The organism is Flavobacterium pectinovorum (assembly GCF_006438875.1).
Lineage (GTDB): Bacteria > Bacteroidota > Bacteroidia > Flavobacteriales > Flavobacteriaceae > Flavobacterium > Flavobacterium pectinovorum_A.
Genome location: NZ_RCZH01000004.1, coordinates 74,485 through 90,566, shown reverse-complemented (window position 1 = coordinate 90,566; position 16,082 = coordinate 74,485). Strand labels below are relative to the sequence as shown.

Below are 16,082 nucleotides of genomic sequence, written 5' to 3'. Positions count from 1 at the left end.
GGACAGTTTAATTTTTCTTTTGCAGTCAATATATTTCTAATAACTTCTACTTGTACTATTATAGAAACTAGATAATGCATAAGACTTTGTAGCTTCCACAGTAGATACCTTGTTATTGTAAAAAGCTAAGAAATCACGATTGTCTTCCAAATCTCCAATTGTTTTCAATTTCTCATTTAAGGAATCAAGATTTTTATTAAAACTTAACTTTTCTTGCTTTGTGAATTTATCAGAGTCATATCTTTTCTGACCTAATCGATTCAAATAAGTATGCTTCTTAATTATTGCATTGCAAGTATTTACATTTGTTTGTGCTGATTGTAGTAATGTCAAATATTTAGTTTTCCATGTTTTATATTCAACAGTATTTCCAAGATTTTTAAAATTGAACTGATCAGTCTCAACTTCTAATTGACCCATAAATTTATTGGACATAACATAAAATAATTCATCTGTACTTATTTTTTTGATGATTGGGAATCTATCGAAAGTGCCACCTAAATTTTGATAAGATTCATTTTTCTCTGTAAACAGTTCATTTTTCATGAATCTATTTGGAATTTCTTTATTCGAGAGCATATAGTTATCAGGTAATTTGATAAAATCTCCTGATAAAACATTTAGCTCAACAGGATTCTCTGACATCACATATATTATTGATTTATCTTCAAACGCTTTAATAGTAACAGGAAAAATTTTGAAAGATTCTACTTGGTACTTTTCAATAATTTGTTTGGAAAACTCTGGAGTGATTTTGAGTTTTTCTTGACTAAATGTCTTGGTAGTAAATAGAAATGTGGAAGAGGAAATAATGGCGTACGTCAAATGCATGCAGTACTTTTGATAGTGCTTTTTCATTTTGTGGTAATTTGGATTTATAAATGTTTATTGCAAAAATAAGCGTGGACATTACACCAAGCTAAATCCAGGATTACCACACCCTTAAACAAGCAATGATGCAAAGCCACGCCATGACGGCGTACCTCACATACATTATTTGCTTGTTAAATCGAGAAGCTGTTGAGCTTCAGGGTGGTAATTCGGATTTAGCAATAACGTAATTAAGCACGAATATTTTTACAATACAAAAATAAATAAAAAGAACGAGGCGGAATAATGAAAGTCTATAATGTTTTGATAGTTTATGAACAGAATATCTCTGATTTTGCTTCTGAAAGGTGGTTATATTATACATAATCTAAACATCTATTTCTATGTTCAAACTTCGTCTGTATAAAATTTTAAGTACCTTTATTCCTTATTTTAAAAGGAAATTTATGAATATTGTATATAATCTTATTAAAAGTACTGTCGACAATTATATTCGAGGATATTTTAGGAAAGATTTATTTACAATCGTACCGCTTACTAATTCAGTAAAACCACATAGTGTTAAATATGCAGTAACATATCAAAATGTGAACTTTTCAATTGAAATAGAATATATTAACAATCAAATAGAAGTATCATTTATTTCAACTGAATTGATTTCTTCTAAAACAGCATTGTTTGAAATAAATAATTTTGTGCAATTTGTAGAATTAATACCTCAAGGAAATTTACTAAAACAAATTCAATACGTCTTAAATCAATAAAATCTCTTATTTCCCACTAATCGTCTTATCTACCAATGAACTTTTATCTGCTTTAGGAACTTCTATGGCAAATGCTGTACGATTTAAAGCATCCAATTCTTCATCGACAAGTTTTTCTTCAAAAGCCTCTTTTAAAGACTCATTGTTAAATGTTTCTTGAATGTGTTGTGATAATGGTTTCATAGTTTGTATTTTTATAGTATATATATTAAAAACAAAAACCTATATTTTTAAGGTGTTGCTAGTTGGTACACTCAAGTATATAGGTATCTTTTTTTAATATGAATTTCACGCAGATTAAAAAGATTTAGGCAGATTCACGCAAATTAATTTTAATAAAAATCTCTTTAAATCTGCTTTAATCTGTAGAATCTGCGTGAAACAAAATTATTCTAATCTTTTTATCAAGATAGTTATTGGGATAAAAAAGATTCACACAATTTTTTTAATATGAATTTCACGCAGATTAAAAAAGATTTAGGCAGATTAACGCAAATTAATTTTAATAAAAATCTATTTAAATCTGCTTTAATCTGTAGAATCTGCGTGAAACAAAATTATTCTAATCTTCTTATCAAGATAGTTATTGGGATAAAAAGAATCACACAATTTTTTAATATGAATTTCACGCAGATTAAAAAAGATTTAGGCAGATTGACGCAAATTAATTTTAATAAAAATATCTTTAAATCTGCTTTGATCTATAGAATCTGCGTGAAACAAAATTATTCTAATCTTCTTATCAAGATAGTTATTGGGATAAAAAAGAATCACACAATTTTTTTAATATGAATTTCACGCGGATTAAAAAAGATTTAGGCATATTGACGCAAATTAATTTTAATAAAAATCTCTTTAAATCTGCTTTAATCTGTAGAATCTGCGTGAAACAAAATTATTCTAATCTTCTTATCAAGATAGTTATTGGGATAAAAAGAATCACACAATTTTTTAATATGAATTTCACGCAGATTAAAAAAGATTTAGGCAGATTGACGCAAATTAATTTTAATAAAAATCTATTTAAATCTGCTTTAATCTGTAGAATCTGCGTGAAACAAAATCATTTTAATCATTTTATCCCGAAGTTTCGGGAGTGGCAAAAAGAAAACTTTAAAAATATTATATTCGTACTCTTATACCAGAATTACCAAAATAATATAAAAAATGGAGAATATTACCGTAATTATCATGTTACTATTTGGAGTCGCTTTTCTGAGTCTTGTTAGTAAAAAGTACAATTTCCCCATTCCGATTGTGTTGGTACTTTGCGGTGTGGTGATCAGTATTATTCCTGGACTTCCGGTAATTGCATTAAGTCCCGAAGTGGTATTTATTGTCTTTCTGCCGCCGCTTTTATATCATGCCGCCTGGTACACCAGTTGGGCTGATTTTAAACAAACTATTCGACCAATTACGCTTGCAGCTGTCGGTTTGGTTCTGTTTACCACGGTTGCTGTTGCGATTGCCGCACATATGTTGATTGATGATATTTCCTGGCCGTTAGCGTTTCTTTTGGGCGCAATAGTTTCGCCACCAGATGCGGTTTCAGCAACTTCTATTACCAAAGGTTTGGGTTTGCACCCGAGATTAATTGCGATTCTAGAAGGCGAAAGTCTGGTGAATGATGCCAGTGGTCTGGTCGCTTACAAATATGCGTTAACCGCGATTACAGCCGGAAATTTTGTGCTTTGGCAAGCAGGATTAAACTTTGTTGTAATGTCGGTATTAGGAATTGTGATTGGTTTAGGTGTTGGATATGTGATGAGTTTTATTCATAAAAGATTTGTTTGTGATGAAGTAATTGAGGCAACCTTAACGCTTTTAACGCCTTTTGCCTCTTATTTAATTGCCGAACATTTTGAAGCTTCGGGAGTTTTGGCCGTTGTGGCAACCGGACTTTTTCTTTCGGCCAGATCGGGAACGATTTTCACGCACGAAAGCCGAATGACGACAGGAACGATTTGGAGCGTTTTAACGAATATCTTAAACGGTTTGATCTTTATCTTAATCGGATTGCAGTTGCGACAAATCATTTTGGGAATTGAGCATTATTCTGGTTGGTCCTTATTTGTTTGGGGTGCTTCGGTAAGTTTGGTCGTGATTCTGGTGCGTTTTTTATGGGTGATTCCGGCAACTTTACTTCCACGATATATCAGTAAAAAGATCCGTTTACAGGAAGAATTTGATTTTAGAAACATGATTGTTTTCGGTTGGTCCGGAATGCGTGGTGTCGTGTCGATGGCGGCGGCTTTGGCACTTCCGTTAATGATGAATAAAACGGAGGTTTTCCCTCTAAGGAACCTCATCATTTATCTGGTGTTTTGTGTGATTCTTTCCACTTTGGTCATTCAGGGACTTACATTGCCGTGGCTGATCAAAAAACTAAAAATTGAAAAATATTCTATTCTTGCCGAAGAATATGAGATTCGAAACATCATCGTTTCACAAACTATTACCCATATCGAAGACAATTTCTCGTTGCTCAACGATGACTTGCTTCACAACATCAAAAGCAAGTACGAAGTAAAATTCAACCGCCTTCAAAAAACGGAACTTCCTGCCAACTTCTTCGGAAAAGGAAATTTAGTGGGAGGAGAGATCTTCAATGATTTTACCAAAATTCAAATCGACTTGCTGAATGTTGAACGTGACAAATTAGAATCGATGCATAAGTCTGGTTCTGTCAATGAGGAGATTTTTAGGAAGATTGAAAAGGAATTGGATTTGGAAGAGACTAGATTGTGGATGGAAATGTATGAGGAGTAGGAGATTGATTTTGTTTTAATAATTCAATATCGCATATTGCGATATGCGATATGATGATTTCTATGGTAGTCATGATTACGAAGATATTGTATATTTGTTAGATAAAAACCTTTAAGAAATATCGAAGAAGTTACAGCTGATATTTTAGCTTTAGAAAAAGAAAGCGATGGTTTAATTGTTGAAATTTTAGCATTAAAATAAAATGGATAAGTCAGTAAATGATATTAAAGCTTTAATAGATAATTTTAATGCTGAGTTGGAAAAACATCTTCCTGCCTTAGAAAAAGAAGTGGACAGGATTATTAGCGAAAAATGTACCGATAATAGTACCATAGAGTTTTTGCTTGACAATTTATTATCATTGACAATACTTGGTGTTGGAGATGCTTTATACATTAAATTAGTGGACTATTATAAAACCGTTGATACTGAAGGGGCACTTTTTTATTGGAACCGATATGACAGCCAGGACGAATAAAAATTATGTTGAATAGAAACTAATCTAAAAATTGTAGTTGTACTGTCACGACAATTAAGTAGGGTTATTCAATATTATAAATTGTACAGAAATGAGTGCCGAAATAGAGATATACAAAGGTTTACTAACCGACATTAAAAATAGGGTCCGTCAAGGACAATTAAAAGTCAATCTTGCAGCCAATGCCGAAATGTTGGTCACCTATTGGGACATTGGTAGAATGATTTATAACCAGCAGCGACAAAAAGGCTGGGGAAAAGGCGTTATCCCCAAATTGGCTATCGATTTAAAAAACGAACTGGCTGAAGTGAAGGGATTTTCCGAAAGGAATATAAGAACGATGGTTTCTTTTTATACTGAATATTCTAATTTCTCAATTTGGCAACTACCCGTTGCCGAATTAGAAACGAACACAATTTTGCAACTGTCCGTTGCCGAATTAGAAAATGATGCAATTACGAAATTACCCGTTGCGCAATTAGAGGTTATTAATCAACAACTAATTACAAAAATTGGCTGGGCACATCACATCATATTAATTCAAAAAATAAAAGATTTGCCCATACGCTATTGGTATATGCAACAAATCTTGAAAGAAGGTTGGAGCCGAGATACTTTGCTAGCACAAATAAAAAGTAAAGTTCACGAACGGCAAGGTGCATTGGTTCATAATTTCGACAATACGCTTACCAATTCTCATTCACTTTGGGCAAAGCAAACCTTTAAAGATCCTTATATTTTTGATTTTATTACACTCGCAACCGAGTTTTCTGAAAGAGAACTGGAGTTGGAACTCGTAAAACACGTTGAAAAATTTCTACTCGAATTAGGTGCTGGTTTTGCCTTTGTAGGCCGACAATACAAACTAGAAATCAGTGACAAAGATTTTCAGCTAGACCTACTATTTTACCATCTCAAAATGCGTTGCTTTATTGTTATAGATTTGAAAAAAGGTGATTTTATGCCCGAGTATGCAGGTAAAATGAATTTTTATTGCTCGGCAGTTGATGATTTATTAAAACACGAAACCGACAAGCCTACTATAGGTTTGATACTATGCAAAGGCAAAGACAAAATTTTTGCCGAATATGCCTTGCGGGACCTAAACAAACCCATTGGAGTTTCTGAATATGAACTCACACAATTATTGCCAGACGACCTTAAATCGAGTTTACCTAGTATTGAAGACATTGAAAAAGAATTTTTTGAACCTAACAATACTCCTGAAAATGAAAACTAGTCTGCAAAGACACAAAACTTACAAACCAAGCGATGTAGAATGGTTGGGAGAAATTACGGATGATTGGGGGATGTTTAGATTCCGTAAAATTCAATTCCTTTTTGTTTTAAAGGGTTTGTACTCCATTTTAACCATTCATTTGTGTATGGATTGTAACCGCATTTTAAAGGTTTTGAGAATAAGTTTTCTGGTTCTTCGATATAGGCACGGCAATCTGTACAAATGTGTCTAAACTCGCAATCCTTACAACCTGCTATTTTATCTTTGGTGATATTCCAATATTTTTTGAAGAGAGGTTGATCTAAAACTTCTTCTAAAGTAGTATCTTTTACATTGCCGAAACTTGCAGACATCGACGGACAGTTTTTTATATAGCCATCTTTGTCAATAGATATCTTTCTGTTTAGGCAAGTGTTGTGGTGAAGGGATTCACTGAAAAGTTTGATGTTTGAATAGAAATATTCATCTTTTATTATTCCGCAATTTTTTTCGTTAATAATGTTTCTTGCTGTGAGCATTATATAACCCATCTGTTGTCTTAAAGGTTCAAAACTTTTGTCATAAGGCGAATTAAAAATTATGATCGAATGTATCCTGCTGTTTTCTGATAATAGTATATTTAATTCTTCCAATTTAAATTTCTCATGATAGGGAATTATAAAATCAATCGAAACAATTCTGGACTTTTCTTTTTTTAATAATTCAACAATACTTTTTATATAATCAAGACTTATTTCTTTATAAAACCTCAACTGAATATAAGAACATTTTAAGGATTCGAATTGAGGTATTAAAGCCTTAAAATCATGCATCATTTCATCGTATTGATATTCAAAATCATTTTTTATAGCTCCAATGGTTTTGCCATTGTACGGTTCTAAAATATCATATAATCCATTGGGAATGAAATAGAAATTGTTATTCTTGGTATCACAAATAATACTTCTGTTAATTCCTTTAACGGGAATACAGTCGGCAAAAAGAATAAAGTTAGATTGTTTCAAATCAGATTATTTTAGAAATTGGTTTGACAAATGGTTTTGAGATATTTTTAGAATTTTGATAAAATCTAATTGCAATCAGATTACTTTTTGGTTTTGTTTGATTTTGTGGTTGTTTATCTACTTTAGATTTTAAACCATTAAAAATATTGATTGGTTTTTTGTTTTCCATTTTTTAAGATTTCAGCTAGTTTATTTTCCAGATAATAATTGCAGGTGTTGTTCATGAAGCTTACTTGTCCTGTTGGGTTTATTTCAAGAAAATAATAATCACCATTACAATACATAAGATCTGCCGAACCATAATTGAGATGGAATTTTTTAAAAACCTTATCGAGTTTTTCTTCAATGTTTATGGGCAATTTAAAAGGGACAATTCTTATATTATCCATTTCAATAAACTTTGTTCTATAATCAATTGTATCGTCAAAAATGTGAATAGCGATTGAATAAAAATTACCATCGATATAAATCACCCTAATTTCAAAATCGGCTATTATTCTTTCCTGAAAAAATGAAATAGCAAATTCAGTAGATGTTTTCTGAAGGATTTCTGGAGTTATTAGAAAAGTTAAATTAAAATTATACAAATAATCATCATCCTGATAATAGAGTGTATCCAATATCCTTTTAGAAACAATTCCGTTTTTGTTAGCAAAAATATCATAGAATGCCAGCAATTTTTCTTTACTGCCGGTTATTAAAGTATGCGGAATTTTCAATCCCTGTTCTTTTGCTTCCAGCATGATATCAAGACGGTTCGTTTCGAAATCAGCAATTCTTTTTCCGATTTTTTTAATTGATTTTTGCAGCATAAAAGCATCGTTGAGAACTTCATAACATTTATTCTCATAATCACTTCCTCCAGAATTAATACAGCCGCCATTGAACCAGATACTTTGAATTTTTTCTAATTCTATATTTTCTAAATAACCGGTTTTTAATACATAAGAACTTTTTTCATTGCTAAAATCCATTGCTTCAATACTGACTTTATCAGATTCGCCGATCCTTACAAAATCTTCGTCTAGACAATCCATAACATTATTCACAAAATCATCGACGTCTTTGCTATATATCAAAATCATAACCTATTTTTTTATTTGTCATAAAACTCCCAGTCATCCGTAAGTTTCATGATTAAATTGCAGTTTTCTTCATAATAGTCATCTGCTATTTTTGGGTTTTTAGGGTTGTAACCTTCAACTAAAAAATTGCCATAATCCATAATAAAGCTATTAGGATTATTGAATTTGAAACTTATTTTTCTAATCTCAACATCACTTCTTGTTCCGCAGGATTTCAAGTTATACAAGTTGCCTTTATAGATACGAAAGCAAGATCCAAATTCATTGCCATTATTACCACTTCGTTTACTGTCATATTCAAAAGAAGCAATGCTTTTATCGAGTATTTCGGTTAGAGCAGGCAAATTATCAGGCTTTTGTTGCAGGGCATGAATAATTAAAATATTAAAATGAGGAAAAGGGATCAATGCGGTATCCCTTTTTACAAGGGAGCCTATTTTTTCTTCGGATGGGTACCCTTCTTTTTTTAATAAATCGATAAATTTACCGGTAACTGTTTCGGTTGTTTCATATAATATTTTTGGACTTTTTCGGTTTTCCAATCCATACTCAGCTTGGTCTTCGTTTTGTAGATCTGTTAATTCTTTTTTTAGATTTAAATTCCATTTACTCTGAACTTTTTTGCAGATCGAATCGTATTTTAGACTAAAATTTTTCCATTCCGGATTTTTTCGAAAACCGTTAAAAATTTTAGCATTAAAATACGGCAATTCAATCCCTTTTAAGGCCAGTTTTTCGCTCCATACAAAAGCAGTTTTGATATCTCTGGACAAAATAGCACAACGAACAGCGTTATGAATATCTCTTGCATACAAAGTGGGATAATTTTGGCTCAGCAAATTATATTCTTCTTTAGCTTTGGCATATTGTCTGCTTAGAATATAATTCTCAGCTTTTTGTGTATAAGTATAATAAGTGATTTCTTGTTTTTGTGCTTTTTCTTTTTCAATATCTGCTATTAGGTCGTTAGCAGTAATCAGAGGTCTACAATTAATTTCTGTTTTGGGTATTATTTTTTTTTGTTGATTTTTTTTCGGGTCATAAATCATAGAACCTAAATCAAAAATCTCAGAATAGCTTGAGGATGAGCCAAATGCAAGCAAAGTGTTTTTTGTGACTTTTCCACTTATTTTAAAGGGCAGTCTTGTTCCTAGAATTGTTTTGTAGTGAGAATAATTCTTAAAATAAAAAGCAGGAAATGTGTCCAGAATTGTAGAAGCCTGATCTATTTCTTTGTTTTTCAGTTTTACTTCTACACTATCTTTATTAACAATCTTACCCAGATAACGAGCCTTTAAAGTATCTGTTTTTTCTCCGATAAAAATGTCAATGTAGTTTTTTGTTTTTTTTGTTTTAAATAGTATGTTTGAGCCCCAATCATCATTCCCACTCACAAAACCTTCTATGTCTATACTGTTATCTTTTGGGTTATAAGTACATTTACTGATCTCTACTTTCAAAAAACACATAGACAAATGTTCTACAAAAGTAAAGTTTTTATATGTCTTGCTTCGAAATGTTACTCCATAGTTAATAGTCCCTTTATAATTCCTGTCATCTACAAAATAAGATGTACTGTCATTTGATTTGGGAAGCCAATACATTTTTCCATTCCATAAATTATATACTTCATCAAAGACTTTGTTTTTTTCAAAATTCTTTTGATTATAAGTTATAAGTTTTGGTTGGCTCTGTCCCGATGACACATTGATAAAAGCAATGTTTATTAGAATAATTAGCGTTATTATATAAGTTTTTCTCAAAATAATAAGTTTAGTAAATTAAACAAGGAATGGAAGCCTATTTTGGTTGTGTAAAAACGAGTCTGAATTTATTTTAAGGATTCAGACTCGTTCAATTGTGACAATTATTTTATTAAGAGAAAATAACTTATCGCAAAGGAAGACGATCTTCTTCTGTTAGTTTAAGAATAGGGTCACATTGACGGACGTTAAATCTGTCATGAAATGTTAGATGTCCTCCTCTTTCAATATCATAGCCATAGTCATATTTCTGCAGCTTACCCGCATGTAGACCACAAACGGTTCCTGGATCCGATTTAATACCACCTCCATTTAGCATAAACAATTGTTCTTTTTTTAAAGTACAGTCTTTAAACTTGTCTAATTTTAAACTTTCTAAATTCATAATTTTTAGTTTTTTAATTAATAAATAGTTATCTTAAAATAACCAACATCAATTTAATTTTCTGCAACGTGCACTTTGCTTTAATGAAAATAAAAGTAAGATTTTGATTACCACAAGTATAAGTGTTATTTTTGTATTATAATATTTTTCTTAAAAATAATAATGTTAAAATAAATTTTTTTCCACTATCTGGAGATTACTTGTTCTAAACTTTCAGTGTTTTTATTTTCAAGTGCTTTCATAGTTTCTATTTTGTTTATTATCTGGCAAGTACATTTAACGAAACAGTGTATCGAACCAATAAATGATTGTATCTTACAAATGGCACTTGTTTTCTACCAAAATCTATTTTTTAAAAGAATTTTAAATATCTTTGAAGTATGAGTACAGCAACAAAACCAAAACATATAGGCAGAAATATTAGCCGAATCAGAGAGTTACGTGATATGAAGCAAGAGACTTTGGCCGAGGCAATTGGTATAAGTCAACAATCTATATCTAATATTGAAGCGAGCGAAAGTATTGATGAAGAAAAACTTAAAGCAATAGCTGAAGTATTAGGTGTTTCTGTTGAAGCAATAAAAAATTATAGTGATGAATCTGTTTTTAATATAATTTCAAATACTTATCATAACACAAGTAGTGATAGCTCAACATTGATTTCAAGTTCTGTGAATTTTCAACCCACATTCAATCCTTTAGATAAATTGATTGAAGCTTATGAAGAAAATAAAAAACTTTATGAGCGTTTGGTTCAGGGAGAAAAAGAAAAAGTTGAATATTTAGAAAAATTATTGAAAGGGAAATAGGGTTTTTGTTTTGTTCTTTTTATGATAATTACAATTTATCCTTTTAATCGCAGGGTTGCCCAAATACGAAATTGCGTTCCTCGATGCAATTTTACTCTGTAACCTACAGAAATTATGACATCAAGATTGTAAAAATTAGGCGCTTTTTGCACAAATTCGGAATTTCCGAATTTGTGCATACACAAGCTTTCCTGAAGTTCTCCTTCTTCAAAAATATTTTTAATATGTTCATTAATAGTAGATTTGGCTTTTCCAAATAATTGTGCCATTTGGTCTTGAGTTAGCCAAACTGTTTTTTCTTCAAGTCGCACATCGATTTTAATATTGCCTTTCTGATTTTGATATATAAGTATTTCTCCCGTGTTCATATTAATCTGTTAGTCAATAAAATTAGTTCAATTTTCGATAGTTCATTTTATTCAAAAAAGCCTAGTGAACCCTAAAAGCCCTAGCCCTGATGGGAGGGAAAATCCTTTTGTGCCGGAGTTCGGCACAAAAGATTGGAAGGACAGCAGGAAATAGCTCCTAAAACCTCAACTCAAAAACCTCCCAAACCCCAATAAAATCTGTATCCTGTATACCAAAACGTATAATAATTACACACTCAAAAACTACTCAAAAAAGCTAAATCGCTAGAATCCAGTAAAAAGTGATTATGGCACGTGGCTTGCAAAATGGGAATATGTGAATTCCTTTCCGAAAATTAAAAAAATGAAATCGGAAGGAAAGCAATTTTAAATAAAAGCCCATACATAGCAATCAAAAGTAGTGTCATATGAAAAGTGAAACCTTAACTTCAGAACAATTTTATACTTCAAATACCAATAGCGATAACGCTGGACATGCCTTAAATAGTTCCATTTTTCGTATTAGTAATGACAATGTAGCAACAAAAAAAGTAAGTGAGCGCACCAAAAGTAAGTTTGGCTTATTTGTACTCGTAAGTACCTTTGTCTTACTGTTTGTGGGGGCGTACTCCGTATATTATTTACAATCAGACTTTGATCAGTTTCAGCTTGATAGAATGAACTCTAACTGGGGATTTCCGTTTTTGGTGGTAGCAGGTTTGCTGTTTTTCTTTCAGACGGGAGTTTTTCTGTATAATTTATACTTGTTTATTAAATACAAACCAATCGAATCTGTTTCGGATGAAATGTTGCCAACCGTTACGGTAATTGTTCCTGCGTATAACGAGGGAAAACTGGTTTGGGATACTTTATTGAGTTTGGCAGAAAGTGATTTTCCCGCTCATAAATTAGAAATTTTAGCCGTTGATGACGGTAGTAAAGATGATACCTGGTACTGGATGCAACAAGCCAAAATAAAATTGGGAGATCGTTTGACAATTTTTCAACAACCTGAAAATGCAGGAAAACGTCACGCTCTTCACCGTGGTTTTGAATTGGGAATGGGAGAGATTTTTGTAACGGTTGATAGTGATTCGATCGTGAAAAAAGATACTTTACGTAATTTAGTAAGTCCGTTTGTGGTGGATGAAAAATGTGGTGCAGTTGCAGGAAATGTTCATGTATTGAACAGTAAAAAAGCAATTTTGCCAAAAATGCTTAATGTGAGTTTCGTAATGAGTTTTGAATTTATGCGTTCGGCAGAAAGTAAATTAGGTTCTGTTCTTTGTACTCCGGGAGCGGCAGCAGCATATCGTAAAACTTCAGTTTTTGCTTGCCTGGATGAATGGATCAACCAGACTTTTATGGGACAACCGTCTGATATTGGCGAAGATCGTGCGATGACGAATATGATTTTGAAACAAGGACAACATGTATTGTTTCAGAGAAATGCTTATGTGCTTACGAACGTTCCGGAAGAATATACGGGATTGTACAAAATGTTTATCAGATGGAGTAGAAGTAATGTACGTGAGAATATTGCTATGGCGAAATATGTTTTTACAGATTTTAGAGAAGGATCTAAATTTGGTGCCAGACTTTTGTGGCTGAACCAATCATTGAAAATTGTTATGGCGTATCCGTTTATGATTTTTATGTTTGTTTTTATCGCCATGCATCCCTTATTATTTTTGAGTTCTACATTATTGGGGATCTTAATTGTATCGAGTTTTCCAGTGTTGTTTTATGCTAAGAGATACAATCTTGCAGATTCGCTTTGGGCGTATTCTTATAGCGTTTTTTACACCTTCAGTTTGTTCTGGATCACACCCTACGCCATTGTTACCGCCAATAAAAGAGGCTGGCTGACAAGAGGTTTAGTCTAAGATAATTGTAATTAAAAAAATAGAAATTTGATTTGTTTTTTTTGCAACTCCTGTTCTTTCGAGCAGGAGTTTTTTTATGGAGTAAAACAATTTTGTTTTTTTTAGGAGCTAATCCCGCTATGCGTTACAATCTTTTGTGCCGAACCCCGGCACAAAAGGATTTCCACTTCTATCGGGGCTAGTGCAATCATTTTCATAATTAGCTGTATTATATTTCACTTAGCCCGTGGTTTCAACCATGGAAAACGAATCGTAATATATTGTTTAACCAACGGTTTAATCCATTGGCTAAGTTTTTCATATCAAGATTATTTAAAACTTTATTTCTAAATCTGTCGGATTTGTCAATGTTATTATTCAATAAAAAAAATAATAAATAAAAGAATGTTCATTCATTTATTATTTTATCTTTGTCAAAAATAATCAGTATGAGAGTAAGAGATGTAGACAAAGAAAAATTGGTAATCGAAATGGCAATTGATCAAATTGTACGGGACGGATTCCAGGGTTTCAGTATGAACAAGTTGGCGAAAGCTTGTTCGATTTCTGTTGGCACGCTCTATATTTATTACAAAGACAAAGATGATTTGATCCAAAAAATAGGTGCCATTATTGCGCTGAAGTTTTTTACCGGTACAGTAAAAGATTTTTCGTCCGAAATGTCATTTGAGGAAGGTTTATGGAAACAGTGGGAAAACCGCGCCAACTTTACCATGAAGTATCCGAAAGAAGTTGCATTTTTTGAGATCATAAAACATTCGCCTCATTCAGAAACTATTCTGGATTCTATTAAAGAGTTTGCAGATTTTAGAAAGATTATGAATGAGTTTATGGATAACGGACTTCGTAATAACGAACTAATTCCGATGACATTTGAGGCTTTTTGGTCTGTCGCTTACGGACCGTTATACACATTGTTGAACATGCATACTGAGGGTAAGAGTATGGGAGGAAGACCCTTTAAACTTACCAAGGAAATTATGAAAGAAGCTTTTACCGGTACAATTAAAGCTTTAAAACCATGAAAAATTATGGAAGCAAATTTGAATACCATACACGTTTTTAAAACGAATATTAAACAAAGAAATCCAGACTGCGAGATGCATAAAACACTGGATAATCATTCGGATATACAACAATGGAGCATCGATCATGAAGATGTTGATTGCGTGCTTCGTGTCGTTTCGGATGTATTAAAACCTGATGCCATTATCGATATGATCAATGAGTTTGGTCACGAATGCCAGGAATTATCTTAATCAAAAAAAATAACCAATTTATATGGAAAAAACTATTGGGGACAGCCCCGCATTTACTTCACGCCAAAAAATCATTATTGCGATATTAGCGCTTTTACAATTTACTGTTATCCTTGATTTTATGGTTATTTCTCCGCTGGGAGATATCTTAATGAAAACCATGAATATGACAACTGCAAACTTTGGTTTTGCGGTTTCTGCATATGCTTTTAGTGCCGGAATTTCGGGATTAATGGCGGCGGGTTTTGCTGATAAATTTGACCGAAAAAAACTTTTAATCTTCTTCTATACCGGATTCATCATTGGTACTGTTTTCTGTGCACTTTCAACAAGTTATACGATGTTGTTGATGGCAAGAATCGTTACCGGACTATTTGGCGGCGTAATTGGCTCCGTTTCTTTGGCGATTGTAACGGATTTATTCGTAATTCACCAAAGAGGACGCGTTATGGGTTTCATACAAATGGCTTTTGCCACCAGTCAGATTTTAGGAATTCCGGTTGGATTGTATTTTGCTAATAACTGGGGTTGGCATTCAGCATTTATCATGATTACCGTTTTAGGAGTCTTAATTCTGATTGGGATTATTACGCAAATGGAGCCAATCATCAAACATTTAGAAGTACAATCAGACAAAAGTCCGTTTTTACATCTTTGGCATACTTTGAGCAATAAACGATATCAGGTTGGTTTTGCTTCTATTGCTTTCCTTTCGGTTGGAGGTTTTATGTTACAGCCTTTTGGAAGTGCTTTTTTAGTCAATAATATCCATATTAGCCAACTCGAATTGCCTATGGTATTTTTCTTTACAGGACTTTCGGTTCTTTTTATAATGCCTTTGGTCGGAAAGTTAAGTGATAAAATAAGCAAGTTCAAATTGTTTGCAGCGGGTTCTATACTTTCTATCATTATGATTTTAATTTATACGAATTTAAATCCAATTCCACTATGGGAAATTGTAGTGATCAATATGATTTTGTTCATGGGAATTATGAGTCGTATGATTCCTGCAACTACGCTTAATACAGCTATTCCTGGATTGGAAGATCGTGGCGCTTATATGTCGATTTCGTCTTCTCTGCAGCAAATTGCTGGTGGAATCGCAGCGGTTTGTGCCGGATTTATTGTGCATCAAAAAACAAAAACGTCTCCGATAGAGAACTATGATATACTAGGATATGTAATTGCGGTAATTACACTTTGTACTGTGTTTTTGATCTGGAGAGTAAATCAATTGGTGAAATCGAAAGATACTGAAGCGAAAGAAGTAACGATATAATCTAATATTTCTTTTAAGAATTAAAAGCTTGTCTGTTGTGGACAAGCTTTTTTTATGGCCCATCGATTGTACAGATTGAACGGATTTACGCGGATTTTTATTTGTAATCTTGTCTTTGCGAGGAACGAAGCAATCTCATTTGCTAAATCAAGTTTTATTTTAATTATTAGTGTGGTTGCTTCG

At 32.4% G+C, this 16,082-nt stretch carries 17 protein-coding genes; 9 read left to right on the top strand and 8 right to left on the bottom strand.

The features are described 5' to 3' along the window. Positions 1-36 precede the first annotated feature (36 nt). Positions 37-858 carry a hypothetical protein gene (locus EAH81_RS06675; RefSeq protein ID WP_140505146.1) on the bottom strand — a complete coding sequence of 274 codons (822 nt, stop codon included), beginning with the start codon at positions 856-858 and terminating at the stop codon, positions 37-39. Positions 859-1,277: 419 nt separating this feature from the next. On the opposite strand from EAH81_RS06675, the gene EAH81_RS06670 reads away from it, so the two are divergent. Continuing rightward, a complete protein-coding gene (locus EAH81_RS06670; protein ID WP_140505144.1) occupies positions 1,278-1,595 on the top strand; it encodes a hypothetical protein in 318 nt (105 codons plus the stop codon). A gap of 6 nt (positions 1,596-1,601) precedes the next feature. Here EAH81_RS06670 and EAH81_RS27380 read toward each other — a convergent pair whose 3' ends face one another. Beyond that, positions 1,602-1,778, bottom strand: a complete 177-nt coding sequence (locus EAH81_RS27380; protein ID WP_161595790.1) for a hypothetical protein — start codon at positions 1,776-1,778, stop codon at positions 1,602-1,604. Positions 1,779-2,762: 984 nt separating this feature from the next. Here EAH81_RS27380 and EAH81_RS06665 point away from each other — a divergent pair. The 3 genes from EAH81_RS06665 (at position 2,763) to EAH81_RS06655 (ending at position 6,082) form a co-directional block, all read left to right on the top strand. Beyond that, positions 2,763-4,364, top strand: coding sequence for a Na+/H+ antiporter (locus tag EAH81_RS06665; protein WP_140505141.1), 1,602 nt, complete (start codon positions 2,763-2,765; stop codon positions 4,362-4,364). A 202-nt stretch (positions 4,365-4,566) separates the two neighbouring features. After that, complete coding sequence (locus EAH81_RS06660) at positions 4,567-4,842, top strand: hypothetical protein (RefSeq protein WP_140505139.1); 276 nt, start codon at positions 4,567-4,569, stop codon at positions 4,840-4,842. Positions 4,843-4,933: 91 nt separating this feature from the next. Continuing rightward, positions 4,934-6,082 carry a YhcG family protein gene (locus EAH81_RS06655; protein WP_140505137.1) on the top strand — a complete coding sequence of 383 codons (1,149 nt, stop codon included), beginning with the start codon at positions 4,934-4,936 and terminating at the stop codon, positions 6,080-6,082. 74 nt (positions 6,083-6,156) lie between these two features. Here the strand turns inward: EAH81_RS06655 and gwsS are convergent, their stop codons facing one another. From gwsS to EAH81_RS06635, 5 genes are all read right to left on the bottom strand, one after another. Next, the gene (gwsS, locus tag EAH81_RS06650; RefSeq protein ID WP_241676526.1) at positions 6,157-7,086 is read right to left on the bottom strand and encodes a grasp-with-spasm system SPASM domain peptide maturase; all 930 of its coding nucleotides are present in this window, start codon (positions 7,084-7,086) and stop codon (positions 6,157-6,159) included. A 1-nt stretch (position 7,087) separates the two neighbouring features. After that, on the bottom strand, positions 7,088-7,255 hold the full coding sequence (locus EAH81_RS27375) for a hypothetical protein (RefSeq protein WP_161595789.1): 168 nt from the start codon (positions 7,253-7,255) through the stop codon (positions 7,088-7,090). Then, positions 7,224-8,171, bottom strand: a complete 948-nt coding sequence (locus tag EAH81_RS06645) for a hypothetical protein (protein WP_140505134.1) — start codon at positions 8,169-8,171, stop codon at positions 7,224-7,226. Before EAH81_RS06645 ends, EAH81_RS27375 begins: the two co-directional genes overlap by 32 nt. 11 nt (positions 8,172-8,182) lie before the next feature. Continuing rightward, entirely contained in the window at positions 8,183-9,934 is a 1,752-nt protein-coding gene (locus EAH81_RS06640; RefSeq protein WP_140505132.1) for a hypothetical protein, read from the bottom strand. A gap of 127 nt (positions 9,935-10,061) precedes the next feature. Next, positions 10,062-10,319, bottom strand: coding sequence for a hypothetical protein (locus EAH81_RS06635; protein WP_140505129.1), 258 nt, complete (start codon positions 10,317-10,319; stop codon positions 10,062-10,064). A 380-nt stretch (positions 10,320-10,699) separates the two neighbouring features. On the opposite strand from EAH81_RS06635, the gene EAH81_RS06630 reads away from it, so the two are divergent. Beyond that, positions 10,700-11,128, top strand: coding sequence for a helix-turn-helix domain-containing protein (locus EAH81_RS06630; protein ID WP_140505127.1), 429 nt, complete (start codon positions 10,700-10,702; stop codon positions 11,126-11,128). A 35-nt stretch (positions 11,129-11,163) separates the two neighbouring features. Here EAH81_RS06630 and EAH81_RS06625 read toward each other — a convergent pair whose 3' ends face one another. Continuing rightward, the gene (locus EAH81_RS06625) at positions 11,164-11,496 is read right to left on the bottom strand and encodes a virulence RhuM family protein (protein ID WP_140505124.1); all 333 of its coding nucleotides are present in this window, start codon (positions 11,494-11,496) and stop codon (positions 11,164-11,166) included. Between the two features lie 407 nt (positions 11,497-11,903). On the opposite strand from EAH81_RS06625, the gene EAH81_RS06620 reads away from it, so the two are divergent. The 4 genes from EAH81_RS06620 (at position 11,904) to EAH81_RS06605 (ending at position 15,899) form a co-directional block, all read left to right on the top strand. Next, positions 11,904-13,361: a glycosyltransferase gene (locus EAH81_RS06620; RefSeq protein ID WP_140505122.1), complete on the top strand. Its 1,458-nt coding sequence runs from the start codon at positions 11,904-11,906 to the stop codon at positions 13,359-13,361. A 428-nt stretch (positions 13,362-13,789) separates the two neighbouring features. Continuing rightward, positions 13,790-14,386, top strand: coding sequence for a TetR/AcrR family transcriptional regulator (locus EAH81_RS06615; RefSeq protein ID WP_140505120.1), 597 nt, complete (start codon positions 13,790-13,792; stop codon positions 14,384-14,386). A gap of 6 nt (positions 14,387-14,392) precedes the next feature. Next, positions 14,393-14,620 (top strand): hypothetical protein, encoded by a 228-nt coding sequence (locus EAH81_RS06610; protein WP_140505118.1) that lies wholly within the window; start codon positions 14,393-14,395, stop codon positions 14,618-14,620. A 22-nt stretch (positions 14,621-14,642) separates the two neighbouring features. Then, a complete protein-coding gene (locus EAH81_RS06605) occupies positions 14,643-15,899 on the top strand; it encodes an MFS transporter (protein WP_140505116.1) in 1,257 nt (418 codons plus the stop codon). The last annotated feature ends 183 nt before the right edge of the window (positions 15,900-16,082 follow it).

Coding starts and splice junctions, on each gene's coding strand:
- EAH81_RS06605 (WP_140505116.1), top strand. CDS start 14,643: ATGGAAAAAACTATTGGGGACAGCCCCGCATTTACTTCACGCCAAAAA.
- EAH81_RS27375 (WP_161595789.1), bottom strand. CDS start 7,255: ATGGAAAACAAAAAACCAATCAATATTTTTAATGGTTTAAAATCTAAA.
- EAH81_RS06615 (WP_140505120.1), top strand. CDS start 13,790: ATGAGAGTAAGAGATGTAGACAAAGAAAAATTGGTAATCGAAATGGCA.
- EAH81_RS06610 (WP_140505118.1), top strand. CDS start 14,393: ATGGAAGCAAATTTGAATACCATACACGTTTTTAAAACGAATATTAAA.
- EAH81_RS06655 (WP_140505137.1), top strand. CDS start 4,934: ATGAGTGCCGAAATAGAGATATACAAAGGTTTACTAACCGACATTAAA.
- EAH81_RS06645 (WP_140505134.1), bottom strand. CDS start 8,171: ATGATTTTGATATATAGCAAAGACGTCGATGATTTTGTGAATAATGTT.
- EAH81_RS06675 (WP_140505146.1), bottom strand. CDS start 858: ATGAAAAAGCACTATCAAAAGTACTGCATGCATTTGACGTACGCCATT.
- EAH81_RS27380 (WP_161595790.1), bottom strand. CDS start 1,778: ATGAAACCATTATCACAACACATTCAAGAAACATTTAACAATGAGTCT.
- EAH81_RS06625 (WP_140505124.1), bottom strand. CDS start 11,496: ATGAACACGGGAGAAATACTTATATATCAAAATCAGAAAGGCAATATT.
- EAH81_RS06665 (WP_140505141.1), top strand. CDS start 2,763: ATGGAGAATATTACCGTAATTATCATGTTACTATTTGGAGTCGCTTTT.
- EAH81_RS06630 (WP_140505127.1), top strand. CDS start 10,700: ATGAGTACAGCAACAAAACCAAAACATATAGGCAGAAATATTAGCCGA.
- EAH81_RS06635 (WP_140505129.1), bottom strand. CDS start 10,319: ATGAATTTAGAAAGTTTAAAATTAGACAAGTTTAAAGACTGTACTTTA.
- EAH81_RS06670 (WP_140505144.1), top strand. CDS start 1,278: ATGAATATTGTATATAATCTTATTAAAAGTACTGTCGACAATTATATT.
- EAH81_RS06660 (WP_140505139.1), top strand. CDS start 4,567: ATGGATAAGTCAGTAAATGATATTAAAGCTTTAATAGATAATTTTAAT.
- EAH81_RS06620 (WP_140505122.1), top strand. CDS start 11,904: ATGAAAAGTGAAACCTTAACTTCAGAACAATTTTATACTTCAAATACC.